Source organism: Micromonospora cathayae, assembly GCF_028993575.1.
Classification (GTDB): domain Bacteria; phylum Actinomycetota; class Actinomycetes; order Mycobacteriales; family Micromonosporaceae; genus Micromonospora; species Micromonospora cathayae.
The window spans coordinates 6093077-6116422 of the sequence record NZ_CP118615.1; the positions used below are offsets into that span (position 1 = coordinate 6093077).

At 73.9% G+C, this 23346-nt stretch carries 20 protein-coding genes, 2 tRNA genes and 2 pseudogenes; 9 read left to right on the forward strand and 15 right to left on the reverse strand.

Going from position 1 to position 23346, the window contains the following annotated elements; genetic code table 11:
• Window positions 1-11: 11 nt before the first annotated feature.
• The 5 genes from PVK37_RS26825 to PVK37_RS26845 form a co-directional block, all read right to left on the reverse strand.
• Window positions 12-1406: a terminase large subunit domain-containing protein gene (locus PVK37_RS26825; RefSeq protein WP_275030602.1), complete on the reverse strand. Its 1395-nt coding sequence runs from the start codon at window positions 1404-1406 to the stop codon at window positions 12-14.
• A gap of 3 nt (window positions 1407-1409) precedes the next feature.
• A complete protein-coding gene (locus PVK37_RS26830) occupies window positions 1410-1784 on the reverse strand; it encodes a hypothetical protein (protein WP_275030603.1) in 375 nt (124 codons plus the stop codon).
• On the reverse strand, window positions 1781-1921 hold the full coding sequence (locus PVK37_RS26835) for a hypothetical protein (protein ID WP_275030605.1): 141 nt from the start codon (window positions 1919-1921) through the stop codon (window positions 1781-1783). Before PVK37_RS26835 ends, PVK37_RS26830 begins: the two co-directional genes overlap by 4 nt.
• Entirely contained in the window at window positions 1899-2519 is a 621-nt protein-coding gene (locus PVK37_RS26840) for a hypothetical protein (protein WP_275030607.1), read from the reverse strand. Before PVK37_RS26840 ends, PVK37_RS26835 begins: the two co-directional genes overlap by 23 nt.
• A 72-nt stretch (window positions 2520-2591) precedes the next feature.
• Complete coding sequence (locus tag PVK37_RS26845) at window positions 2592-2873, reverse strand: Acb2/Tad1 domain-containing protein (RefSeq protein ID WP_275030608.1); 282 nt, start codon at window positions 2871-2873, stop codon at window positions 2592-2594.
• A gap of 275 nt (window positions 2874-3148) precedes the next feature.
• On the opposite strand from PVK37_RS26845, the gene PVK37_RS26850 reads away from it, so the two are divergent.
• Window positions 3149-3715: a hypothetical protein gene (locus PVK37_RS26850; RefSeq protein ID WP_275030609.1), complete on the forward strand. Its 567-nt coding sequence runs from the start codon at window positions 3149-3151 to the stop codon at window positions 3713-3715.
• Here the strand turns inward: PVK37_RS26850 and PVK37_RS26855 are convergent.
• The 3 genes from PVK37_RS26855 to PVK37_RS26865 all read right to left on the reverse strand — a co-directional run bounded on the left by PVK37_RS26855 (window position 3700) and on the right by PVK37_RS26865 (window position 6065).
• Entirely contained in the window at window positions 3700-4620 is a 921-nt protein-coding gene (locus PVK37_RS26855) for a ParB N-terminal domain-containing protein (protein ID WP_275030610.1), read from the reverse strand. The genes PVK37_RS26850 and PVK37_RS26855 overlap by 16 nt on opposite strands.
• Window positions 4617-5969: a putative antirestriction adenine methyltransferase gene (locus PVK37_RS26860; protein WP_275030611.1), complete on the reverse strand. Its 1353-nt coding sequence runs from the start codon at window positions 5967-5969 to the stop codon at window positions 4617-4619. Before PVK37_RS26860 ends, PVK37_RS26855 begins: the two co-directional genes overlap by 4 nt.
• Window positions 5970-5993: 24 nt before the next feature.
• A tRNA-Gly gene (locus tag PVK37_RS26865) sits at window positions 5994-6065 on the reverse strand.
• Window positions 6066-6238: 173 nt separating this feature from the next.
• Here PVK37_RS26865 and PVK37_RS26870 point away from each other — a divergent pair.
• Window positions 6239-6418, forward strand: coding sequence for a helix-turn-helix domain-containing protein (locus PVK37_RS26870; RefSeq protein ID WP_275030612.1), 180 nt, complete (start codon window positions 6239-6241; stop codon window positions 6416-6418).
• 192 nt (window positions 6419-6610) lie between these two features.
• Here PVK37_RS26870 and PVK37_RS26875 read toward each other — a convergent pair whose 3' ends face one another.
• From PVK37_RS26875 to PVK37_RS26885, 3 genes are all read right to left on the reverse strand, one after another.
• Entirely contained in the window at window positions 6611-6916 is a 306-nt protein-coding gene (locus PVK37_RS26875) for a hypothetical protein (protein ID WP_275030613.1), read from the reverse strand.
• Window positions 6917-6943: 27 nt separating this feature from the next.
• Complete coding sequence (locus PVK37_RS26880) at window positions 6944-8251, reverse strand: tyrosine-type recombinase/integrase (protein ID WP_275030614.1); 1308 nt, start codon at window positions 8249-8251, stop codon at window positions 6944-6946.
• 250 nt (window positions 8252-8501) lie between these two features.
• Window positions 8502-8588: transfer RNA gene (locus tag PVK37_RS26885), tRNA-Leu, on the reverse strand.
• Between the two features lie 156 nt (window positions 8589-8744).
• Between PVK37_RS26885 and PVK37_RS26890 the strand changes: the two are divergent.
• A pseudogene (locus PVK37_RS26890) lies at window positions 8745-9026 on the forward strand (hypothetical protein); the annotation flags it as partial.
• Between the two features lie 1082 nt (window positions 9027-10108).
• On the opposite strand, the gene PVK37_RS26895 reads toward PVK37_RS26890, so the two are convergent.
• Window positions 10109-10381, reverse strand: a complete 273-nt coding sequence (locus PVK37_RS26895) for a hypothetical protein (RefSeq protein WP_275035344.1) — start codon at window positions 10379-10381, stop codon at window positions 10109-10111.
• Window positions 10382-10844: 463 nt separating this feature from the next.
• Between PVK37_RS26895 and PVK37_RS26900 the strand changes: the two genes are divergently transcribed.
• The 5 genes from PVK37_RS26900 to PVK37_RS26920 all read left to right on the forward strand — a co-directional run bounded on the left by PVK37_RS26900 (window position 10845) and on the right by PVK37_RS26920 (window position 18847).
• A complete protein-coding gene (locus PVK37_RS26900) occupies window positions 10845-11420 on the forward strand; it encodes a fibronectin type III domain-containing protein (RefSeq protein WP_275035345.1) in 576 nt (191 codons plus the stop codon).
• A 271-nt stretch (window positions 11421-11691) separates the two neighbouring features.
• Window positions 11692-14250 carry a fibronectin type III domain-containing protein gene (locus PVK37_RS26905; RefSeq protein ID WP_275035238.1) on the forward strand — a complete coding sequence of 853 codons (2559 nt, stop codon included), beginning with the start codon at window positions 11692-11694 and terminating at the stop codon, window positions 14248-14250.
• A 34-nt stretch (window positions 14251-14284) separates the two neighbouring features.
• Entirely contained in the window at window positions 14285-15280 is a 996-nt protein-coding gene (locus PVK37_RS26910; RefSeq protein ID WP_275030615.1) for an AAA family ATPase, read from the forward strand.
• Between the two features lie 10 nt (window positions 15281-15290).
• Window positions 15291-16427 (forward strand): DUF58 domain-containing protein, encoded by a 1137-nt coding sequence (locus PVK37_RS26915; protein ID WP_275030616.1) that lies wholly within the window; start codon window positions 15291-15293, stop codon window positions 16425-16427.
• Entirely contained in the window at window positions 16403-18847 is a 2445-nt protein-coding gene (locus tag PVK37_RS26920; protein ID WP_275030617.1) for a transglutaminase TgpA family protein, read from the forward strand. The genes PVK37_RS26915 and PVK37_RS26920 overlap by 25 nt, the downstream gene beginning before the upstream one ends.
• 121 nt (window positions 18848-18968) lie before the next feature.
• Here the strand turns inward: PVK37_RS26920 and PVK37_RS26925 are convergent, their stop codons facing one another.
• From PVK37_RS26925 to PVK37_RS26935, 3 genes and pseudogenes are all read right to left on the reverse strand, one after another.
• Window positions 18969-19706 carry an META domain-containing protein gene (locus PVK37_RS26925; protein WP_275030618.1) on the reverse strand — a complete coding sequence of 246 codons (738 nt, stop codon included), beginning with the start codon at window positions 19704-19706 and terminating at the stop codon, window positions 18969-18971.
• 333 nt (window positions 19707-20039) lie between these two features.
• Window positions 20040-20855: an SDR family oxidoreductase gene (locus PVK37_RS26930; RefSeq protein WP_275030619.1), complete on the reverse strand. Its 816-nt coding sequence runs from the start codon at window positions 20853-20855 to the stop codon at window positions 20040-20042.
• A gap of 112 nt (window positions 20856-20967) precedes the next feature.
• A pseudogene (locus PVK37_RS26935) lies at window positions 20968-21924 on the reverse strand (LLM class F420-dependent oxidoreductase); the annotation flags it as partial.
• Between the two features lie 100 nt (window positions 21925-22024).
• Between PVK37_RS26935 and PVK37_RS26940 the strand changes: the two are divergent.
• A complete protein-coding gene (locus tag PVK37_RS26940) occupies window positions 22025-23284 on the forward strand; it encodes a low temperature requirement protein A (protein WP_275030620.1) in 1260 nt (419 codons plus the stop codon).
• The last annotated feature ends 62 nt before the right edge of the window (window positions 23285-23346 follow it).

The following is a 23346-nucleotide window of genomic DNA, read 5'->3' on the forward strand; positions in this document are numbered from 1 at the left end:
TTACCGTCCAATCAGGAACCGCCCTGACCTGGGACTTTGCGCCGCAACGGCGACGCCACCACCGCCCGCCGAGACTCCTTCGACCGCAGGTACGTCACCCCGTGCACCAGGGCGTCCAGCCGGTCCGGCGAGTCCCCCGACTCCGGCGTCCAAGTCGTCAGCTGGTCCTCCAGCGCCGGGAACGTCCCCACGTGATGCACCCGAGGCGGGTCGACCTCGTACCGGGCGGCCACCGGCTCGGCGCGCACCCGCTTGCTGGACCGGGCCTGCACCACGTCGATCGGCGGGTCACCGCCGCCGACCAGGCCCTCCTTCTGCATGGCCACCCACGCGTCGACGAGGATGTCCCGCAGCCACGCCGACGACCCCTCGTAGATCACCACGTCGGCGTCGACGTCCAGGTAGCACTGCCAGATCCGGCGGGCCGCCGCCATACCGGCGATCTTCATGCTCCGGTCCGCCAGCACGTAGTGCTCGCCGTCCTCGCCCCGGCCGACCGCGACGATGCCCGTCTCGTCGCTCGTCTCCGACACCGTGTCCGCCGGGTCAACCGACACGACGGTCCGCACCAGCGGCGGCACGTCCTCCTTCTCGACCCGGCCAGCTTCGATCCACGCCGACTTCCACAGCGCGCCGTCGACGTCGGACAGCAGCTCGGCGTCCAGCTCCTGCCGGCCTAGCCGGGTGCCGCCGTACTGCTCCAGCAGCTCTTCCAGCGCCTCGGGTGACAGGTTCTCGGCGTTGTCCAACGTCCGGCCGCGGGTGATGACCACCCGGGGTCGGCGGCCACGCGCGGCCTGCTTCTTCGCCCGCGCCAGCAGCTTCTTCACGTGCGGCAGCGGCTTCGGCGTCGTGCTGATGACCATGCGCGGGCTCGCCGCCTCGCGCATGCAGAACCACAGCATGTCGAACACGCCCTGCGCCGTCTGCAACGGCCACGCCGCGTACTCGTCGAGCCAGCAGCCGTCGAAGTCGTAGCCGCGCAGCGTGTCCGGATCCTGCGCGCCGAAGCCCCGGATGATCGCCCCGTTGGTCAGCTCCAGGTACGGCTCGCTCTTGTTGAACGTCCGCACCTCCTTCGGGGGGATGACCGCCAGCAGGCCGGCACGCCGGGCTGTGAAGCAGACGTTGTACACCTCGCGGTGCGTCTTGGCGATCACCGCGTAGTGCCCGCCCGGCTTCGTCCCCGCCCAGCCGCGCACCGTCTCGGCACCGGTGCGGGTCTTACCGAAGCCACGGCCCGCCAGCAGCATCCAGATCCGGTAGAACGCCGGCTCCATCTGCTCGGGCCGGGCGTGCCGCCGCCAGTCGTACCGGACGAGGCCCTGCACCTCCGACACCTCGCGCAGGTACGCGGCCAGCTCGGCGTCGGTCATCAGCGCCGGGTCCGGGTACGCCAGCAGCACGGCTCAGCCCTCGGCCCGCATCTCGGCTTCGCGCTGGCGGCCGTCGACCGCCGCGCACCAGGCCAGCGTCAGCCCAACCGCCACCATGACCGGCAGGCAGCCCAGCGACGCTGGCCCGACCCACCGCAGCCCGGCCCACCCGGCGGCCACGGTCAGCGCCGTCCAGGCGGCCAGCAGCGCCCGCCAGGCCCACGCCCTCCGGGCCAGGGCCCGCCGCTGCGCGGGAGGCAGCGGCGGGGCCGGCGGCACGCTGAGGCTCGGCGCTGGTGACAGGGGGCCGGCTCCGGCCGGGCCGTGGACCGGGCCGCTCGGCTGGTACGCCGGGGCCGGCGTCCGGTGCGCGGTCAGCAGCCGCGCCGACCGAGGGCCGCGTCTCACCACCGCAGCGCCACCAACGCCACGCCGGCCATCCCCATCAGCACCGAGCCGGCCGCCACGACCCACACCGCCCAGCGCGGCATCCGCACCTCCACGGCGATCCACGCCTCGCCGTCAGGCTTGCTCCGCTGGCCCATCGGCCACCTCTCCGTCCTCGTCGTCCTCGTCGCCGCCCGGGTCGCCGGGCTCGGCACCAGGGGCCGCCTGGCCGGCGCGGGCGGCGGCCTCGGCCATCAGCGCCCGGAAGAAGTCGGCGCGCTGCTGTTCGGTCATCTGTTCGACCTCGGCGCGGATCGGCCCGCCGTCCGGGCCCGTGTGCGCCGTCGTCGAGTCGGGCAGGCCCAGGGCCAGCCGCTCGACCCGGGTCGCCACCTCCAGCCACCGGGCGATGTCGCCGGGGCTGAGCTTCGACGCGTCCAGGGACTGCAACCGGGCGACGATCTTCCCTTGCAGCGCCGACGCGATCCGGGCGTGCCGCCTGGCCATGTCGCGCCGCTGCTCGGCCAGGCCCTCGGCGTACAGCCGGTCCTCTTCTCGGTCCCACGCCTGTGCCCGCTGCACCCACCTCCACTTGGTGGCGAGCTTGTGGAGGTATTCCCGGCTTTTGTGGACCTCCGTGGCGACCTTCGCGACGCTGCGGGTGCGGCCGAAGTCGCGGTACACGGCGAAGTAGCCGTACGCCCTCTCGGGCTCGCCGCGCTGGCGGTCCCAGGGCAGGATCTCCGGCTCGCTCAAGGTCACCTCCTCGTCGTGCTGGTGGTGCGGGCTGCCCGGCCGGCGGGGAAGGGCTGGCCGGGCAGCCCCGTCTCAGTGGCCGCTCTTCCTGCCTCCCGGCATCGGAGGTCGGGCGATGGCGGCGTTGCCGTACATCAGGGCGTCGTCCAGGGCGCTCAGGGTCATCGACGTCTCGCGGCCGGAGGGCAGGTGCTGCATCGCGTACGCCATCGCGTCCTTGATCGTCTTGCGCCACGCCTGGTGCTGCTCGACGGCCGCAGGGCTCGGCGGGTGGTGGTCGCAGCGCCGGTCCAGTTCGTACCGCTGGCGGTCGTCGAGGCCGGTGTACGGGTTGCTGTGGGAGCTGTCGCTCATCTCTTCCTCCTCAGGGGTCGCAGTGATGCATTGCGGCTCCATAGCCGCAGCTCAGTGACGTGCCGTACCGCTCGCCCGGGTTGCCGGGAGCGGCGCTGCTGGCTTACCGTGGCTCTCACGGTGGCTCTGCGCCGCCGGTTTCTCCTGCCGCGCCGGCCCACGCCCGGTGATGCGGCACCGAGGGACAAGGCGTTGACCGTCACGCAGGTCTTGTGGCTCCGGTGTATCCAATGACGCCGGTGGTCGCGTGGGGTCCACCGGAGGATGGATTGACCGTGAGCAGGGACAACCGGGCCAAGAAGCTGGCCCAGCAGCAGGGCATCCCGTACGCGGAGGCGCTGCGCCTCACCCGCACCGACGGCGCCAAGGCCCATGTCCTCAACCAGAAGCTCCTCGCCCTGGTGAAGAAGGAGTGCTGGGACCTCGTCGGTGACCACATCCAGTACCGCTGGGGCGGCGGAATCGTGGCCGGCAGGGTGTTCGACGACGAGCTGCGGCTGCCGTCGCCGCCCCAGGTCGAGCAGTTGCGGATCCACGTCATGGACGTCGACTACGACGCGTTGGCGTGGCGGCCGGTGGAGTCGACCGGGACCGGTGTGCAGTCCGGCTACGTGACGGTGCCGGCCAGGGTCGGGCTGCGTGGTGAGGCGAAGACGGCGAACCTGCCCGACGATCCGACTATGCGGGTGGTCGACGAGTACGTGGACGAGAGCACCGTCATCGTTTCGCTGGAGCGGAACGTCGTGCTGCGCTGGCACTGCGTCCTGGTGCCGGGCAAGGACCCCGACTTGCTCTTCGGGCAGGCGGAGCCGCAGTCGTCGCATCCCTACCCGGCCAGGTAGTCAGCGGCGAGGAGTTCGAGTGCCCGCCACCTCTGGTCGGCGGGCACGTCGCCCTTGCGGACGAGCTGGTCGACGGCGCGGGTGAGAACGGCCGCCGCGTCTGCCGGCATGGAGCGCGTCTCCAGCACCGTCTCGATCGGCACCAGTCGGTGCGCGTTGCCGATGGGCTCGCCGGTCTCCGGGTCGTACCACACGCCGTCGCGCAGCTCGCCGAGGTGCCGCTCGAACACCGTGAGGATCAGCCCGAGGGCGGTGGCCACGTTCCCGACGTTGTGGGCACCGTGGGTGGTGGCGAGGGCGTCCAGGGTGGCTTCGTAGTCGACGTACCCGGCGAGCCAGCGGCCGTCGGCCTGCACGAGCTTCCGCGCCTCGTCGAAGCTGGTGCGGGCGGCGTCCAGCTCGTGCGGCAGGAACACCAGCTGGATCGTGGCGAAGTCGAGGTTGGCCTCCGCCAGGCCCTCGAGGTCGACCTGCGCGAGCAGGTCGAGCTGCTTGTCGTCGAGGCCCGAGTAGGCCCGCCAGTCCACGTCGTCCAGCTCCTCGTACAGCTGCTTCAACGTGGCCGGGTCGTCCTCGCCGGCGATGGCGTTGTGCGAGAGCTGGAGCGCGACCTGTCGGGCACGCGACAGTTGCTGCTGTACGACCATGACCGTGATCTCGGTGAGCCCGGCGTCGATGGACGCCATGACCCGGTGGTTGCCCGACAGCACCACCTTCCGGTCGTTGGCGACGTCGTGCCACACCAGCGGCACGCTGGTCAGGCAGCCGTCCCGCTTGACGTTCGCCACCAGGCGGTCGTACTGCTCCTTGCGCATGTACCGCGCGTTGACCTCCAGCAGCGTCAGGTCCTGCGGCCGGACGGTCATCAGCCGCGGGTCCAGGGGCAGCTCGTCGACGTCGCTCATCGCATGTCCTTCCCGTGGCGGCGCTTCCACTCCGCCAGCGCCTCGGCGAGGGTCCAGTCGCCCAGCGGGCCGCCGTACTGGAGCTGGTAGCGGTGGATGCCGTCGGCGGCCGGCTCGCTGCGCTTCTGCAGCTTCACGCCGGGGATGCCCCGGCCGTACTTCGCGCTGTTCGGCCGGTCGGTGAACGCCGTAGTCGACCAGCCCGTGAGCCGCTTCGACAGGGACCTCTGGAGCAGCAGCTGGGCCTCGCGGCTGGCGGCCGCCATCACGATCAGCTTCGCCAGCCGGCGGTACCGGGTCCACGACACGGGGAAGTCGCTCATGAGGTAGGCGGTGCTCGGGTCGAACTTGGGTGGCAGGTAGGCGAACGCCCCGATGAGTCGGCCGTCGACGCTGACGCCGCAGGCGAGCAGCGGCGACCCGGGCAGGATCGTCTTGCTCATGAACTGCGACCGGACGGCGGCGAACTGGCCGCCGTTCAGCACGTGCAGCGCCATGCGGTCGCCAAGGTCGTCCGTCGGTCCGATCTTCGGCATGAGGATCGGCGCGACCTGCTGGGTGGGCGCGACGACGCGCCGGGCGCCCGAGGAGGCGTAGACGTAGATCGGCATGCCACGGTTGCTGGTCTGGACGACGCCGCGCAGCCAGGGGCGCAGCTCGTCGCGGGCGATGTGCAGGCCAAGGATCCAGTTCGGCCGGTCGAGGACCGCGCCGATGATCTCCTCCTTGCCGTCCTCGTCGAGCAGGTCGTAGCTCGGCGCGGGCCAGTCGAAGAACTCGTCAATGCCGGCGAACTGCGCCTCGTAGTCGCCGGCGTAGAACGGCGGGAACATCGCCACCGGCGCGTCGGCCGGCACGACGTCGCGCAGGTAGTCCCGCACGTCCCCGCAGTAGAAGTCAGCCAGGCGCAGGGTCAGCGCGTTCAGCTTCGCCACCGTCTTGGCGTGCATCGTCGGGAACTGGCCGGCGGTCGCCCGGACCATCCGCTCGTAGTAGACGCCCTGGCGGCCGACGTACTGGAGGAACCGGGTGCCGAGCATCAGCGTTGCCAGGGTGTCGGTCGACGTGGCCAGGTACGGCTCCAGCCAGGCCAGCTCGTCGCGGTGCTCCTCCTTGAGCCGGTAGTCCAGCTCGCGGCCGGCGAGCCACCAGCCCAGCGCGCTCGAGTACGCCTGGACGTCGTTGCCGTGGATGGCCCGGCGCTCGCCCGGCCGGCTGTGGAGGGTCCGCTCGATCGTGAAGTTCCCCGAGCACCCGACGTAGAGGTCGGTGTCCGGCCAGGACTCGGCGTGCTCGTAGATGATCGAGCGCAGGTCGGCCGGGATGCTGCCGTGGAACACGCCGCTCACCACCTTCCCCGTGGCCGGGCGTCGAGCGCCGGCCAGGACTCGAACCTGGTCCTCCGCCCCGGTAGGGCGGCGTGCCACCAACAGCACTTCCAACGCGCCGTGCGCAATGCACACGCAGTGCCAGATGGTAGCCGCATAGCCGGCGATCGGCGAGACCGGCGGCATGGTGCCGATCTCGTCGTGGCCTGGCGTAGCCCACCGTAGACCTAGAGGGCCGCAATGGTCTACAGTGACCCGGCAGGTGATGCCGAGGAGCTGGGGAGGACGAGGTGCCTACGGACTACACCTACGCCGAAGCTGCGGCGAAGCTGCGCATCGCGGAGAGCACTCTCCGGCGCTGGGTGTCCAAGGGCCGCATCTCCTGCCACCGGCTCGGTCGCTGCGTCCGCTTCACCGACGCGGACCTGGAAGCCGCCTACAAGAAGTACCCGGCGCTGGCCCGCCGCTGATCGTGGGGGCCACCGGCCAGCGATCGCTACATCGCACCCATCGGTTCCACGCCGGTCAGATGCCGGCACCCGGTGGCCCCCGCACCACCTCTGGTCCGTCCTAGGAGACTCCGGCCCGGCGACCCGGGTCGGCACACGAAGCGGGCGGCGAGCCCACCCCCTGTGGCTCGCCGCCCGCTTCTTCGTACCCGCCTACCGGCCGCCGGCCTCCGGGTCTGCGGCTGGGGCGTCTGGCCGGTAGTGCGCGGCGATCAGCTCGGCTCGCTCGACCACGTTCGGCGGCACGTCCAGGGCGCGCAGCTCGTCCGGGTCGGCAGTCCCCGCATACTCGATCGTCCACGCCAGTTCGGCCTTGGCGATCCGGGGCCAGTCGGGCGACTCCGGGCCGCAGTACGGGCAGGTGGCCTGGTCGCGGCACGAGTATTCGACCTCGCCCGTGTGGTCACACGCGATCCACCCGCACTCTGCGTGCGAGCAGTGCGGACCGTAGACCGTCATCAGCGTCCTCCTCTGTTCGGCTTCCCGCTACCGGCCGGGCCCGGTCTTGCCGGCTGCCGCCGTCTGTCTCGTCGCCCGGTGGACCCGTCCGCGAATCTCGCCGGCCCTGGTGACGCCAGAGGCCCGCTGCTCCTCGCCAGCGCGGATGCTGGCCTCCAGGAAGCCGCCGACGATCCGCCGGACCGGCTCGTGGTGGGACGTCGTGGCGTGCACGTACACGTCCATCGTGGTGGACACCTGGGCGTGCCCGGCGAGGTGCGTCAGGCCAGCCAGCTCCAGGCCCTCGTTCGCCAGCAGCGTCAGCAGCGAGTGCCGCAGGCCGTGCATCGTGATGTGCCCGCGCAGACCCCGTGACTCGGCGAGCATGCGGATCTTCACCCACCGCCAGTCGTAGAAGTCCTCGTACCGCCAGTGGTTGCCGTGCGGCGCCACGAACAGGAACTTCGTGCCGGCGGCCGCGCGCCGCTTCAACATCTCCATGACCATCGGGTGCACCGGCACCGAGCGGTAGCCCTTCTTGGTCTTCGGCTTCGGCTCGACGACCCAGCGCCGGTTGACCTTCCGCAGGACCTGCCGCACCTCGACGGTGCCGAGGTGCAGCCGGACCGCCTCGGCGGTCAGGGCGGCGACCTCGCCCCAGCGCAGGCCGGTGGCCAGCGCGGCGAGGATCAGGTCGGCCGCCTCCGGGTCGACCTCGTACGCCGCGGTGAGGAACAGCGCCGCGTCCTCGGGCGTCTCCAGGATGTCCCGCTCGTACTTCACGCCGTCGGGCAGCGCCAGGCCCTCCAGCGGGTTGTACGACCGCACGGGCGGCTCCCCGTCCTCACCCCGGCGGCATGCGGCGCGGAAGATCGGGTACACCGACTCGCCCCGGATGTTGGCGATCGTCTTGCGCGAGAGCCCGGCCTCCAGCAGGCCGGTCTGCCACTCGCGCATCATCCGGAGGGTGATGTCGGTGATCGGCTTGTCGCCCAGCACGGGGAAGACGTGCTTCTCCAGCCGCTCCCGGTACTTCCGCTTCGTCTCGACGTGCGGCTTCGTCAGGGTGTCCAGCCACGCCAGCGCGTACTCGCGGAACGTCATCGGGGCCGGCTCGTCGACGGGCGTCGTAGCTGGGGCGGGCGCCAGGTGGGCGAACCCGTGCTCGACCAGCTGCGCGGGGGCGGGCCGGCGGTTGCCGGCCGCGTCGACGAGCGCCTTGAATCGCTTGGCGTCGGCCTGGTAGTCGAACGTCTCGCCGTCCCAATCGCCGTCGCGGCCTCCGCCTTCGCGCCACTTCACCCGCCACCGGGTGGTCTTGCCGTCCTTCGTGGTCCTCTTCTCGACCGTTGCCACTGTTCCTCCACGTGAACAGGCGGCCTCCCGGCGTCGCGGGCTCTGCCGCCAGCCGCACCTATATGCGCAGCAGTGGGACCGTAACCGGCTCACCTGGTGGAGGCAAGATCGGGCCATCGGCGGACGCCGACGACGCGTCACAGAGCCCGTGATCCCACGGTGATCCCACGGCGGCAACAACCCGGGAAACGACCAAGGCCGCTGACCTGTGTTGTGCCAGGTCAACGGCCTTCTACGTGAGTTTTCGTACTGGTGTCCGAGGGGGGACTTGAACCCCCACGCCCTATACGGGCACTAGCACCTCAAGCTAGCGCGTCTGCCATTCCGCCACCCGGACCTACATCGTCCAGCCTACCCTGGCCGCCAGAGTGGTTTTGACCGCCCTCTGGCCGCCCGGCGGGCCGCACGGGGCATTACTTTACACCGCCGATCTCGATCATGCACATCGCGTTCCCCGGCCCCGGAGCAGAGCGGGTCCGCCCTGGTCAAGCCCATGATCACTGGACAACCCGATGGGAATCCCAGGCGGAACGAAGATCCGGGACAGCTCGTCACACACCCGGGGTGGCGGGTCACCGTCGGCTACCGGCAGCATGGCGGTGTGTCCCAGCCTTCTCCCCTGTCCGCCGTCCGCAACCGGGCTCTCGCCCTCCGTGCCGGAGGCGATGCCGCCGGCGCCCGTCAGCTCCTCGCGGACACGATCGAGGCGGCCCGCCCTCGGCTGGGCGAGGACCATCCGGACCTGCTGGGCACCGCCCACCTGCTCGCCCGACTGCACCGGGAGGCCGACGACCCGCCCGCCGCCCGCCGGGTACTGGAGGAGGCGTTCGCCGCCGGGGAACGCCGCTGGGGCCACGCCGACCCGCTGATGCTGGCCATCGCGTTCGACCTGGCCGGCGTGGCCGAGGAACTCGGCAACCGGCACGAGGCCCGCCGCAACTACCGACGCGTCGCCAGTGCCGGGCCCGCCGTGCTCGGCGACGACCATCCGGCGGTACGGACCGCCCGGGAGTACCTCGGTCCGGGCGCACCGCAGCCGGCTCCGGCGGAACCGACGCCGCTCAGCCTGCCCGGGGACGACCCGACCATGGCGATGACCTCCGTTCCCGCCCCGCGTCAACCGGAGACCGCACCTCGGCCGGCAGTCCACGTCGGCCCACCGGACACCGGTCCGGTCCCCCCGGCTGTCCCACCGGAACCGACGCCGGTCCGGCATCCGCAGCAGTCCGCGCCCCCGCAGCAGCAGGCTCAGTGGGCCCCACCCCGCCCGCGCAGCGCGCCCCCGGCCCCACCCGGGCCGTCGGTACCACCGCAGGGCACGCCGGCCCCACCGCAGGTGACACCGGCCACCGCCCCCGGTCCGCAGCACCCGCAGCAGGACAGGGCACGACCGTTTCCACCGCCGCAGCATCCACAGGATCGGGTACGAGACTCCCCGGCATCGCCGGTCGCCGGGCCGTCCGACAGCGGGGAGGCATCGCCGATCTCGGCCCCGGCGTCGGCCGGCGAGGAGGCCACCCGGCCGGTCATGGGCCGGGAGTGGGACGAGCCGACCGTACTGGTCCAGCAGATCAACCCGCTCGACCCGGGGTCTCGGCCGCCTGCCGCCCGATCGTCCACCGCGCCGGCGCCCTCGCCCGGCGAGTCCGCAGGCGGCCCGGCGCCGGTGAGCGTTCCTCCGGTCAGCGGACCCCCGCACCCCCAACCGGTGAGTGGCCCGCCGCATGCCCGGCCCGTCAGCGGGCCGCCGCACGCCCAGCCCGTCAGTGGGCCGCCGCACGCCCAGCCCGTCAGTGGGCCGCCCTACGCGCAACCGGTGAGCGGGCCGCCGTACCAGGAGCCGGTGAGCGGGCCGCCCTACGCGCAACCGGTCAGTGGCCCGCCGTACCAGGAGCCGGTCAGCGCACCGCCCGGTCCGCCGGTCAGCGGACCGCCGGGTTCCCCGGTCAGCGGACCGCCGTACGCCCAGCCGGTCAGCGCCGTGCCGTACCAGGAGCCGGTCAGCGGACCGCCGGCAGTCACGCCGTACAGCGGGCCGCCGGCAGTCAGCCCGTACAGCGGGCCGCCCGCGCCCACCTCGTACGACGGCGGGCCGGTGCCGCGCAGTGGACCGCCCGGCCCGGTTGCCACCGGGGTGCCCAGTACGCCGGCGTGGGACCTGATCGACCCGGTGCAGGGGTCACCGGCCCCGGCCTCCACGTCCGGGCCGGGGGCTGCCGCCCCGGCCTGGCCGGAGGCGACGGTTCCCCGGTCCGGGGTCCCCGCGCCGCGGCTGGCGCCGGACCCGGCGGTTACCGGTGGCTACCCGACACGGACGGTCGACCAGCCCTGGTCCACGCCCGGCCAGCCCGGTGCCCCGGCCGGACCCGGCCAGCCCGGTCCGGTAGCGGGGACGGGTCACCCCGGGGCCGTGGCGGCAACAGGTCGTCCCGGTAGCGTGGCGGGGACGGGTCACCACGGGCCCTCGGCGGGGACGGGTCACCACGGGCCCTCGGCGGGGACGGGTCACCCCGGGCCCGTGGCGGGAGCAGGCCAGGCCGGTCCCGCAGCGGGATCGGATCACCCCGGCACCGTCGTCGGAACCGGGCAGCAGGTGGCTCCTGCCGTACCGGACAGGACGACACCGGAGCAGGCGAGCGAGTTCTTTGCGCCCACGTACCTGCAGGTGGTGGAGAGCCGACCGGCGGCGTACCCGACCGGCGAGCCGGAGTCGCGCGGTGGCCGGCGGTTGCTGGTGGCGGTGGTGGCCGCCGCCGCGGTGGTGGTCGTGGTGGTGCTGGCCGGCGCGGCGGTGCTGATCGTCAACGTGCTGAACGAACGGACGGCGACCCTGCCGCCGACGGCCGGGGAGCCGGCGCCGGTGCCGGTGCCGACGGCCAGTTTCGAACCGCCGGCCGCGCTGCGGTTGCGGGACGACTCGACGAGCATCCGGCTGACCTGGGTGGACCCGTCGGGCGGGGTGGTGCCGTTCGTGGTGGCCGGTGGGCGGGCCGGGCAGCCGCTGGGGGCGATGGCCACCCTCGACCCGGGCCGGACGAGCTGGACGGTCAACGGGCTGAACCCGCGTGTCGACTACTGTTTCACGGTCCTGGCGGTGTACTCGACGGAGCAGTACGCGACGTCCACTCAGGTCTGCACCAGCCGGGAGCCGCGCCCGTCTCCGAGCTGAGCCCGACATACTCCCTGCATACGCTGGGTGTCCGCAGCCGGACGGTGCGGGTTGGCCCGGTATCGACCGGGCCATATGATGGCACCCGGCTCACGGGCGGGTCGCCGGGGACGGCGCGCCACCCCGGCCCGACGCTCGGGCGAGTCCGATCACATGGGGGAGGCAGCCGGCTGTGGCCACCACCGACGACGCCGCCAGCACCGACGACACCACCGGCCCGGACGTCACGGCGGGCGGCGGGAAGCGCCGCCGGTCGCGGCTGCGCGGCGGCATGGTCACCATCGGTACGGTCAGCGCGCTGCTGGCCGCGATGGGCCTGACCGTGCTGAACCTGGGGTACGCCGACAACGCGGTGGCGAACTTCGACGCCTCCTCCTGGTTGTGGAGCACCGCCCGCAGTGAGCTGGCCCGGGTCAACGGGATCACCGCCAAGGTGGACACCCGGGTCGAGGTGCCGCAGGCGAAGCGCCACCAGATGCAGGTCGCGCAGACCGACCGGCTGCTGGTGCTGCGGGACCTGAACACCGGTCAGGTCAGCGCCCTGGACCTGGCGACCCTCCAGATCACCGCGACCACCCGGACCACTCCCGGGCTGGGGGTTAACGTGGCGTTGCACGAGGACGCCGCGTTCGTGGTGGACGCGGTGCAGGGCGTGGTCCGGCAGTTGGACCCGCGGTCGCTGGTGCCGGTGGGTGAGCCGATCCAGTATCCGCCGGGCATCACCGGCGGCGCGTTCGACGGCAAGGGCCGGCTGTGGATCGCGGTGCCGAGCGAGGGCACCGTCTCGGCGATCACCGCGGCGAAGCTGCCGGACCAGCCGGCCTCGGCCGCGAACACCGACGGCGGGTTGAGCCCGAAGCAGATCCGCACCCACACGGTGGCCGACGGCGCGCACGAGCTGGTGGTCTCCACCCTGGACGACGGGGTGGCGGTGCTGGACCGGACGGCCGGGGCGCTGGTCACGGTACGCGGGGACGAGGTCCGCAAGGTCGCCCTGCCGGCGGCCGGGCCGGGCACCCTGCCGGCCCGCACCAGCGGCGCGCGGGTGCCGGTGACGGTGCCGGACGCCCGTACGGTGCACGTGGTCGGCGACGACGGGACGGTGACGGAGTTCACCGTGCCGGGTGCCGGGGCCGGGCTGGAGCCGGCGGTGGCCTGGTCCGGCCGGTTCTACTGTGCCGACGAGACCGGCGGGGTGATCTACGCCTTCGACGGCGACGGTCAGCTCGTCGACACCATCAAGGGTCGGGGCTCCCGGGGGCCGGTGGAGCTGGAGGTCCGGGAGAACCACCTGTTCATCAACACCCCGGACTCGTCGACCGCCCGGGTGGTGGACGACAAGCACAAGGTCAGCGAGGTCGACAAGTACGCCAACGACGTGTTGGGCGGTGACCCGCCGCCGGCTCCCCCGCCGCCGCCTCCGCCGAAGAAACCGCAGGTCGGCAAGCCGGGCGCGCCCCGCAACGTGACCGCCGCCGCCGGGGACGCGTCGGCCCGGGTGAGCTGGCGGGCCGCCCCGAGCAACGGCGCGGAGATCACCCGGTACGTGGTGGAGGGTGGCGGCAAGCAGCTCGAGGTGGGCGCCAACCAGCGGGCGGTGGACGTCACCGGGCTGACCAACGGCGAGACGTACCGGTTCACGGTGCACGCGGTGAACGCCAAGGGCGCGGGCCCGTCCCGGACCAGCAACCCGGTGGTGCCGACGGCGGAGGTGCCGGACGCGCCGACCGAGGTGACCGCGCAGGAACGCCCGGACGGCACGGTCCGGGTCCGCTGGCCGGCGGCCGACGGGCAGGGCGCGAAGATCGGCAAGTACGTGGTGACCGCCGCGTCGGCCGGAGCGAACGCGCCGGCCGGCGAGACGAAGGGCACCGAGCTGGTGGTGCCGGCCGGTGAGCTGGAGTACGGCCGGCAGTACGCGTTCACCGTGGTCGCGGTGAACGACCGGGGAGCCGGGTCGAAGGCGTCGCCGGTGAGCAACACGGTGGTGCCGTTCACCGCGCCCGAGCGGCCTGCGGACCTGCGGGCGGCCACCGTGCCGGACCGGCCGGGCGCGGTGGTGGCCGACTGGACCCCGGCGGTCGACAACGGCCGGCCGGTGACGAAGTACCAGGTCGAGGTGGGCGGGAAGACCGTCGAGGTGACCGACACCCGGGCCACCGTGGACGGGCTGGGCAACGGGCAAAACGTCACGGTGACGGTGAAGGCCGTCAACGAGGCCGGGCCGGGCGGGGCGGCCACCGACACCGCGCGGACCGTCGCCGAGCCCCGGGTGACCGTAACCGGGTCGTCGACCACCGCCACCTCGGTCACGGTGAACGTCACCGTGGACGCCGGCGGCGGGCAGGCCACCTGCACGATCACCGCCGACGGCCGGACCGGCAAGGGCAACTGCACGTCGCTGAGCATCGCCGGGCTGTCGCCGGGCACGTCGTACCCGGTGACGGTGACCGCGGCCAACGCCGCCGGCCAGGGCACCGCGAAGACCACCGCGACCACCAAGCCGCTGTACGGGACGGCGACCTGCGTGAACGGCCCGGACGGCGACCAGCGCACCTACTGCGACAAGGACGTGGACGGCCGCAACGGCAACGAGGTGTTCGAGGTACCCCGGCAGGACAACGACCGGCAGGCCGGCTGGGCCAGGCCGGGCACCCGCTGGCAGGCGTACTGCAAGGTCAAGGGCGAGCACGTCGACTCGTGGATCTACAACGACCAGAAGGCCAGCACCTGGTGGGTCAGGATCAACTACAGCGGGAAGAACTACATCCCGTGGTCCTGGCTGAACCTCGACGGCGGAGACGACATCAAGGTCCTGCCCGACTGTTGACCCGCCCGACCCCGCGTAGGGAGCACCACGGACCGTGACACGCCAGCAGCCACTCACCCAGCAGGAGGTGCAGGGTTTCGCCGCCCTCGCCGCCCGGCTCGCCGAGAACGTCAACTCCGTCGTGCTCGGCAAGCCGCAGGTGGTACGCCTGGCGTTGACCGCGCTGTTCGCCCAGGGGCACGTGCTGCTGGAGGACGTGCCCGGGGTGGGCAAGACCACCCTGGCGCGGGCCATCGCGGCCACCGTGAAGGGTGAGTGGCGGCGCATCCAGTTCACCCCGGACCTGCTCCCCTCGGACGTGTCCGGGGTGACCATCTTCAACCAGGCCACCCGGGGTTTCGAGTTCCACCCCGGGCCGGTGTTCGCCAACATCGTGATCGCCGACGAGATCAACCGGGCCTCGCCGAAGACCCAGTCGGCGCTGCTGGAGGTGATGGAGGAACGCACCGTCACCGTGGACGGGGTCCGGCACCCGGTGCCGCAGCCGTTCCTGGTGGTCGCCACCCAGAACCCGGTGGAGATGGACGGCACGTACCGGCTTCCCGAGGCGCAGCTCGACCGGTTCCTGGTGAAACTGTCGGTGGGGTACCCGGACGAGTCGGTCGAGGTGGAGGTGCTGCGCGGGGCCACCGTCCGCTCCCCCGAGGCCCTCGCGGCGGTCACCGACACCACCACCGTCGCCGACATGATCACCATGGCGCAGCGGGTGCACATCGCCGAACCTCTCTACGCGTACGCGGTGCGGCTGGCGGCGGCCACCCGCAACCACCCGCAGGTGCGGGTCGGGGTGAGCCCCCGGGGCGTCATCGCGTTGACCCGGGCCGCCTGCGCGTACGCGCTCATCGACGGCCGGGGCTGGATCATGCCGGAGGACCTGAAGGCCCTCACCGGGCCGGTGTTCGGGCACCGGCTACTGCTCTCCTCCGACGCGCAGGTGCGCGGCATCAACGCCGCCGAGGTGCTCCGGCAGGCGGTCGCCTCGGTGCCGGTGCCGCTGCCGTCCGGGCAGACCGTGCCCGCGCAGAGCTGACCGCCCACGGATGGGGATCACCGCCCGGGGCTTCGGGCTGTTCGCCGCCGCCGTCGCGCTGCTCGCCGCCGGCTTCGGGTTCGCGTACCCGGAACTGACCGTGCTGGGCGCGGCGGCCGGCACCGCCGTCGGGTACGCCCTGGTCAACGCGGCCTGGCGACCGAGGCTGACGGTGACCCGGCAGGCCGACCCGGACCGGGTGGCCCGTGGCGACGCGGCCCGGATGACGCTGACCGTCCGCAACAGCGGCAAGCTGCGCGCGGCCAACCTGGTCGCCGAGGAACGCTGCGGCGACCGGTCGTTCCCGGTGCCGCTGCTGCGGCTGCGGCCCGGCCGGGACACCGTCGTCGACTACGACGTGCCGACCGTCCGGCGCGGCGTCGTGCCGGTCGGCCCGCTGCGGGTCACCCGCCGTGACCCGCTGGGCCTGGTGGCGCTGGCCCGCCCGTACGGCGGCACCGTCCCGGTCTGGGTGCACCCGCGCGTGCACCCGCTGACCGCCGTACCCACCGGCGCCGGGCGCAGCCTCGACGGCCGGGTCGACGGCGTCCCGCACGGCTCGATCACCTTCGACAGTCTCCGCGAGTACGTGGTCGGCGACGAGCTGCGCCGGGTGCACTGGCGGACCAGCGCCCGGGTCGGTGAGCTGATGGTCCGGGAGAACGTGGACACCAGCCTGCCCCGGATCGTGGTGCTGCTGGACAACCGGCGCACCGCCCACCCCGGCCACGCCCACGGCACCGCGGACAGCTTCGAGGCCGGCTGCGAGGCGGCGGCGTCCGTGGTGGTCGCCGCGCTGCGCGAGGACCTGCCGACGCTGCTGCTGACGGTGGTGCCCGACGACGACCCGGACGCGCCCCCACTGGACCGGCTCACCACCGTCGCCCTCGCCGACGGTTCCCTGCCGGACGCCACCACCCGGCTGCGGCAGCAACGCGCCGGCGACACCCTGGTCTTCCTGACCGGCCCGGGTGGACGTACCGACCTGGGGCACGTCGGCGCGCTGCGCGGCGCGTACCCGTCGGTGGTGGTGGGGGTGCTCGGCGCGACCGACCGGACCCCGGCGGGCGCGGCCGGTCTGGTGGTGGTCGACGCCGCCGACGGCGCGGCGTTCGCCGCCGAATGGGACGGGGTACGCCGGTGGTGACCGTACGGCGGATCCTGCGGGCGGTACCGGTCCCGCTGGCCCTGATCGGCATGATCGCCCTGGCCGGGCTGGTGCTCGGCCGGGTGTACGCCGGGGACCTGCTGACCCGGCTGGTGGTCGGCGCGGCGGTCGGTGCGGTGCTGGTCAGCGTGGCCGCCCGCCGGCTGCGGTCCTGGCTGGTCGCCCCGCTGTCGATCGCGGCGCTGCTCGGGTACACGGCGCTGGCGCTGCGGCTGGCCGCCCGGCGGGCCGATCTGCCGGGCAGCCTCGCGCAGATCACCGTGGACGCCGCCGGCAACGGCATCGCCCGGCTGCTCACCGCGATGATCCCGGTCGAGCCCACCCCGGACACCGTGCTGGTCCCGCTGGTCGCGGCCTGGCTGGCCGGGCTGGCCGGCGCGGAGGTGGCGCTGCGCGCCGGCCGGGTGCTGCTCGGCTACCTGCCGCCGGCGCTGCTGTACGCCGGCGCGGTGTACGTGGTCGGCCCGAACGCCGAACCGGCGGTCTGGCCGACCCTGGCGTTCGCCGCGTTCGCCGCGCTCGGTCTGGTCGCTCCGGCCGGGGCCGCGCCGCAACCCGACGACGGCCTGTCCCCGCAGGTCCGCGCGGCGGTCCGGGCCGCCCGGACCGCCACCACCGCCGTCGGACTGGTGGTGGTGGCGGCGCTGGTCGCCGTGCTCGCCCCGGTGGTGGCCGGTCAGGTGGACGACCGGCCGGTGGACCCCCGCCGGTACGTGGAGCCGCCCCGGGTGGAGACCCTCGACGAGAACCCGCTGATCCGGATCTCCGGTTGGGCGCTGAACCCGGAACAGAAACTGCTGGACGTGACGGTCGGCGGGACCGGCGGCGCGGCCCCGGCCCCGTCCACCACGGATCCGTCCGCCGCCGCGCCCGGCGGGTCGACCCCGGGGCCGGCCGGTGCTCCGGCGGGCGGCCCGACCGGCGGCGAGGTGCGGTTGCGGCTCGGGGTGCTCAGCGACTACGACGGGGTGACCTGGCGGGTCGGGGCGACCTACCGCAACGCCGGCCGGGTCCTGCCGGCCACCGAACCCTCCCCGGGCAGCCGGCTCGACACGGTACGCCAGGAGATCACCGTGGCCGACCTCAGTGGTCGGCTGCTGCCGGCGGTCGCCACCCCACGGGAGGTCAGCGGGGCCCGGGTGGCGTACGACCCGGCCACCGGCACCCTGATCCGCCCGGAGGGGCTGACGCCGGGGCTGCGGTACACGGTCACCTCGGCCCGGGAACGCCCGGACGTGAACCTGCTGTCCACCGCCGAGGTACCGGCCGGACCGGAGGTGGCCCGGGTGCTGCGGGTCGCCGACGGGGTGCCGGACCCGATGCGCCGGCTCGCCACCCAGCTCGCCGAGGAGAACGGCGCCCCGTACGCGCGGGCCACCGCGATCGAGCAGTTCCTCGCCGAGCACTACCGGGTGGTGGCGGACGCGCCGAGCGGGCACGCGTACCCGAACTTGAACTTCTTCCTCTTCGGACCGCGCAACGCGGGCGGCCAGCGGGGCACCTCGGAGCAGTTCGCGGCGGCGTTCGCGGTGCTCGGCCGGTTGACCGGGCTACCGACCCGGGTGGTGGTCGGGTTCAGCACGGCCGGCAGCGGCCCGGTGCGGGCGGCCGACGCGTTCGCCTGGCCGGAGGTGCTCTTCGACGGGCTCGGCTGGGTGGCGTTCGACCCGCTGCCGCGCCCGGAGAACGAGCCGCGCCCGGTGGAGGAGGACTTCCGGCCCACCCCGGAGGACCCGCCGCCGTCGGAGGTGCCGGAGCCGACCGTCGAACCGACCGCCACACCGCCGGCGGTGGCCGCGCCGCCCCGCCCCGACCGTGACGGTGTGCCGACGGCGGTGCTGGTCGGGGCGGGAGCGGCCGGTCTGCTGCTGCTGGTCACGGCGGTGCTGACGGCGCTGGTGGTGGCACGCAGACGGCTGACCCGGCACCGCCTCGACCGGGGTGACCCCGCCCACCGCATCGCCGGCGCCTGGCGGGAGCTGACCGACGCGCTGCGGTTGGCCGGCCGGCCGGTCGGCGACGATCTCGCGGCCACCGAGGTCGCCGTGTACGCCGAGCAGGTCCTGTCCGACGCCCGTACCCGGGTTCCGGCCGGGCGCAACAGCCGACGGGCCACCGGCCCGGACCGCGCGGAACCCGGCCCGGCCCGCGCGGAACCCGGACCTGAGCGACCGGGGCCCATGGCTGAGCGACCGGACGGCCACGAGGCGCCCGCGCTGGGCGAACTGGCGGACCTGCTCAACCGGATGGTCTTCGCCCCGCACGGCATGGCGGACGCCCAGGCCGTCCGGGCCGGGCAGCTCGTCACCGACTACGTACGCGCGCTGCGGGCCGCCCAGCCCCGCCGGCGACGGCTGCTCTGGTCGGTCCATCCGGGGCCACTGCGCCGGACCGACTGACCGCCACACCGACCACCCTCAGCGCCACCGGCCACATCCGCCACCACACGGGCACCGCCGTGCCGCCGGGCTGCTGACAAGGACCGGCACGGCTCCGGGGCACCAGGCGAAGCCCCGGGCGTCAGCCGACGGGGTGCAGCCGGCCGGTCTCGGTGCCCCGACCGTCGAGCAGCACCAGGGTGTCACCGTCGAAACCGGCTCGCCGTCCTTCCCAGAGCCAGTACCCGACCGGCACGCGGGCCGCGCAGGCCGCCAGCGTGACGGCCCCGGCGGTGGCGAGCAGCGTCCCCCCGTCCGCCGTGATCCACCGGCCGTTCTGGTCGTTGCAGCCGTCGGAGCCGCGCCACCCACCGTCCGCCGTGAACTCCAGGTACGCCCCCCGGTGCCCACGGGTGGGAACCCACCGACCGGCCAGCCGCTGCGGGTCGACGGGAGTCAGCGCCGCCGGTAGCGGCACGGCCGGCGCGAAACTCCGCCGGGACTCGTCGGTGACCATCGGCGGCTCCAGCACGAACGGCGCCAGGTCCGGCCAGGCGGTCGCGGTGGTGCCGGGGACCAGCCGGGCGACCGGCTGCGCCAGGTCGTCCAGCAGCACGGGTAGCCCGTTGCCGTCGAACCGGTACGCCGTCACACGCCGCAGCCAGCCGGGAGTCTCCTGGCTGGCCCGCGCACAGCCCGGGGTGCCCTCCACGACGTCGCTGGAGGCGGAGTCGACACTCGCCAGAAAGACGCCGTCGGTGTCGGCCCGCCATGCTCCGCCCAGGGTGCCGCAGCGGCTGCCGACCAGGTACAGCTCGAAAGGAGAGAGATGCAGGCTCTCTCCCCCGCCGGGGTCGGCGAGGCCCGCGATCGTCCACACGCCGAACAGCCTCTCCGGGGCCAATGACCGTGCACCCGCTCCGATGCCCAAACCGGGCCCCGGATCTGCGGAACCGGCACCGGTGGGTGCCGCACATCCGGCGAGCAGCACACCGCACGCGATCACCGTCGCCCATTGGCCCTGACGCACAGCCGGTTCACCGTCCCGTCGTCTCCCCCGGTCCCGCGGGGCCGCCGACGGTCCGCTATCGGGATGACACCCCGACCGCTGGACGGCCCTCCCCTGCCCTGACCAACGAATGACCGGTCACCCGGCAGCGGCCCAGCACCGGCGGCCGGGCACCCCGGCAGCGGCCGGGTACGGGGACGACCGCTACCGCTGAGGTCCGGCCTGGGCGTCACGCCGCAGCCGGCCCATCAGTCGACGCAGGCCGGCCTGCCAGCCGTCCGGGTCGTCGGCGCGGCGTCGGGCGTAGTCGGCCACCTCCGGATGCGGCAGGATCAGGAACCGCTCCTCGGCCAGTCCCGTCACCGTCGCGTCGGCGACCGCGTCCGGGGTGAGCACCGGCCCGGACGCGGCGATCACCCGCGCCCCCAGGTGTCCCTCGGCCAACCCGTCGGCGAGCATCGGCGTGTCCACGCCCTGCGGGCACAGCGCGCTGACCCGGATGCCCCGGTCCCGGTAGGTGATCGCCAGCCACTCGGCGAACCCGACCGCCGCGTGTTTCGTCGCCGTGTACGGGGCGTCCCCGACGGCGGTCAGCAGCCCCGCCGCCGAACAGGTGTGCAGCAGGTAGCCCTCGCCCCGGGCCAGCATTCCGGGCAGCACCGCCCGGGCGGCGTACACGTGCGCGACGACGTTCACCTGCCAGGACCGCTCCCAGTCGGCGTCCTCGGCGTCCAGCCCCCGTCCGGTCGCCACCCCGGCGTTGGCGCAGAACAGGTCGATCCGCCCGTACCGGGTTTCCACCTCGGTGACCAGGGCGGCCACCTGAGCGGCGTCGGTGGCGTCGAGACCGACACCCCGGGCGGCCGGGCCGATCGCCGCGGCGACCGCGTGGGCCGCGTCGGCGTCCAGGTCGGCCAGGACGACGACGGCGGCCCCCTCGGCGACGAACCGGCGGCCCAGGGCCGCGCCGATCCCACCGGCCCCACCGGTGACCACCACCACCCGGTCGGTCAACCGCATCTCAGTTCACCGCCGGAGCGACGCCGGGCACCCCACCCGGGCCGGGAGCGACGCCCGCCACCCCGCCCGGGCCGGGAGCGGCCACCCGGTCGGCGGCGGCCACCGGCGAGGTACCGAGCTGGGCGATCAGGGCCGCCAGCGCCGGCGCGCCGCCCGCGGTCAGCTCCGGGGTGGGCAGCAGCGCCAGCACCGGCACGTCCACCCCGGCGTCGGCGTAGCCGCGCACCGCCGCCCGGCACCGCTGGGGTGAGCCGTGCAGCACCAACGCGTCGACCAGGTCGTCCGGCACGGCCGCGGCGGCTCCGCGCCGGTCCCCCGCCGCCCAGGCCCGCCACACCGGGTCGAGCACCGGTGCCCGCCCCAGCCAGCGGTGGAACTGCGCGTACGCCGGCACGGTCAGGTAGGCGGCGATCAGCCGGCGGCCCAACGCACGGGCGTGCGCGGCGTCCTCGGTGGGGCAGACGAAGATCCGGGCCGCCACCTCGAAGTGCGGTCGTCGCTGGCCCAGCTCGGCGAGCACGGTGGGCACGTCGGTGGCGGCCAGCCAGTTGAGGATCACCCCGTCCGCCTCGGCGGCGGCCAGCCGCAGCATCCTGGGACGCAGCGCGGCCAGCAGGATCGGCGGCGGCACCACCGGCGGCCGGTCCAGCCGGAACCGGCGGACGGTGAACGTTTCGTACACCTCGTCGACCGTCTCGCCGCGCAGCGCCGCCCGCAGGAAACGCAGCACGTCCCGGGTGCGCCGGTACGGCTCGGCGAACCGGACCGCGTTCCAGTCCCGGACCACCACCGGCGACGACGCGCCGATGCCGAGCGTGAAGCGCCCCGGTGCGGCCTCCGCCAGCGCCGCCGCGCTCATCGCCAGCAGCCCGGGACCCCGGGTGAACACCGGGGCGACCGCCGTGCCCAGCCGCAGCCGGGGCTGCCAGGCCGCGGCCAACGCCAGCGGCGTGAACGCGTCCGCGCCGTTGACCTCGGCCGACCAGAGGTCGGTGAATCCGGCCCGGTCCAGGGCCTCGTACACCACGGCGTGGTCGGCGAGCGGCACCCCGTCCAGCGGGACCGTCATACCCCATCGATTGGTCACCGGCCGATCGTCCCCCGGGCCCGGGGGCCGGGCAAGATCCCGGCGGAGGTTCGCCGGATGACGCACCCGCAGCCGGCCGCGGATGTTACGACTGCCGGATGGACAGCAGCCCCAGGACGGGCCGGCGGTGACCCGCCCGGCCAGGGCCCGGATCGTCCCGGCACCGGACGGTCCCCAACGGGCCACCTTCCTGGAGCTCTTCTTCGACCTGGTCTTCGTCTTCGCGCTCACCCGCATCGGCACCCGGGCCTTCGAGGATCTCGCCCTGGAACCGGGCGGCGCCCAGGGCTGGTCACCGATCACCGGGGGCGGCAAGACCCTGCTGCTCCTGCTGGCCCTCTGGGCGGTCTGGCAGAGCACCGCCTGGACCACCAGCCGGTACGACCCGTACAACTTCTGGTTGCAGACCATCGTGATCCTCGCGCTGGCCGCCAGCATGGTGATGGGGGTGGCGGTCCCCCGGGCCTTCACCGTGGCCGGGCTGAGTTTCGCCGTCGCGTACGTGGTCGCGCAGATGTCCCGGCCGCTGATCCTGCTGTTCGCCCTCGGCCACGGCGAGGAACGTCAGCTGAAACTGCGGATGCTGGTGGTCTACGGGGTGACGGCGGTGTTCTGGCTGGGCGGGACGTTCCTCCCCAGCACCCCCCGGGTGGTGCTCTGGACGCTCGCGCTGGGCATCGAGTACACCGCCGGCCGGACCGGCTGGCCGGTACCCGGTCTGGGCCGGTCCACGGTCAGCCGGTGGCATCTGGTGGGCGAGCACCTCGCCGAGCGGTACCAGCAGTTCTTCCTCATCGCCCTCGGCGAGACGATCCTGGTCACCGGGCTGGCCTACGGCTCCGGGCCGCGTAACCCGGCGCGGGCGGCGGCCTTCGGGTTGGCGTTGGTGACGTCGGTGCTGCTGTGGCGGATCTACTTCCAGCGTGCCGGGCAGATCCTCGCCGAGGCGGTGGCGCGGGCCCGGCAGCCGGCGGTCATCGGCCGGTCCGCCGCCGACACGCACCTGGTGATGGTGATCGGCGTGGTGGGCACCGCGATCGGCTACGAGCTGGTCATCGGGTACCCGCTGGAGCACCCGGAGGCGGCCTGGATCGTGTTGGTGCTCGGTGGGCCGCTGGTGTTCCTCGCCGGCCGGGCCCGCTTCGAGTACGAGGTGTTCGGGCGGGTGTCCCCGTCCCGGTGGGTCGCCATGGTGGCGCTGGCCGTGCCGCTGCCGGTGCTCGTCCACCACCCGCCGCTGATCGCCGCCGGCACCGCGGCGGCCATCCTGCTCGCGGTGGCGGTGGTGGACGCCCGCCGGGCCCGCGGCCGTCCCCCGGAGGCGGCGTCCCCACCGTTCTGAGCCCGTACCCCCGGGCTCGCCCGTTTCGGCGGGGATCTGGCGGGTACCCGCGGCCGGACGAC

Bases quoted from the DNA above. Each gene is read 5' to 3' on its own strand.
- PVK37_RS26940 (WP_275030620.1), top strand. From the start codon at position 22,025: ATGTTACGACTGCCGGATGGACAGCAGCCCCAGGACGGGCCGGCGGTG.
- PVK37_RS26905 (WP_275035238.1), top strand. From the start codon at position 11,692: ATGGTCACCATCGGTACGGTCAGCGCGCTGCTGGCCGCGATGGGCCTG.
- PVK37_RS26875 (WP_275030613.1), bottom strand. From the start codon at position 6,916: ATGACGGTCTACGGTCCGCACTGCTCGCACGCAGAGTGCGGGTGGATC.
- PVK37_RS26920 (WP_275030617.1), top strand. From the start codon at position 16,403: ATGGGACGGGGTACGCCGGTGGTGACCGTACGGCGGATCCTGCGGGCG.
- PVK37_RS26855 (WP_275030610.1), bottom strand. From the start codon at position 4,620: ATGAGCGACGTCGACGAGCTGCCCCTGGACCCGCGGCTGATGACCGTC.
- PVK37_RS26835 (WP_275030605.1), bottom strand. From the start codon at position 1,921: ATGGGCCAGCGGAGCAAGCCTGACGGCGAGGCGTGGATCGCCGTGGAG.
- PVK37_RS26915 (WP_275030616.1), top strand. From the start codon at position 15,291: ATGGGGATCACCGCCCGGGGCTTCGGGCTGTTCGCCGCCGCCGTCGCG.
- PVK37_RS26845 (WP_275030608.1), bottom strand. From the start codon at position 2,873: ATGAGCGACAGCTCCCACAGCAACCCGTACACCGGCCTCGACGACCGC.
- PVK37_RS26930 (WP_275030619.1), bottom strand. From the start codon at position 20,855: ATGCGGTTGACCGACCGGGTGGTGGTGGTCACCGGTGGGGCCGGTGGG.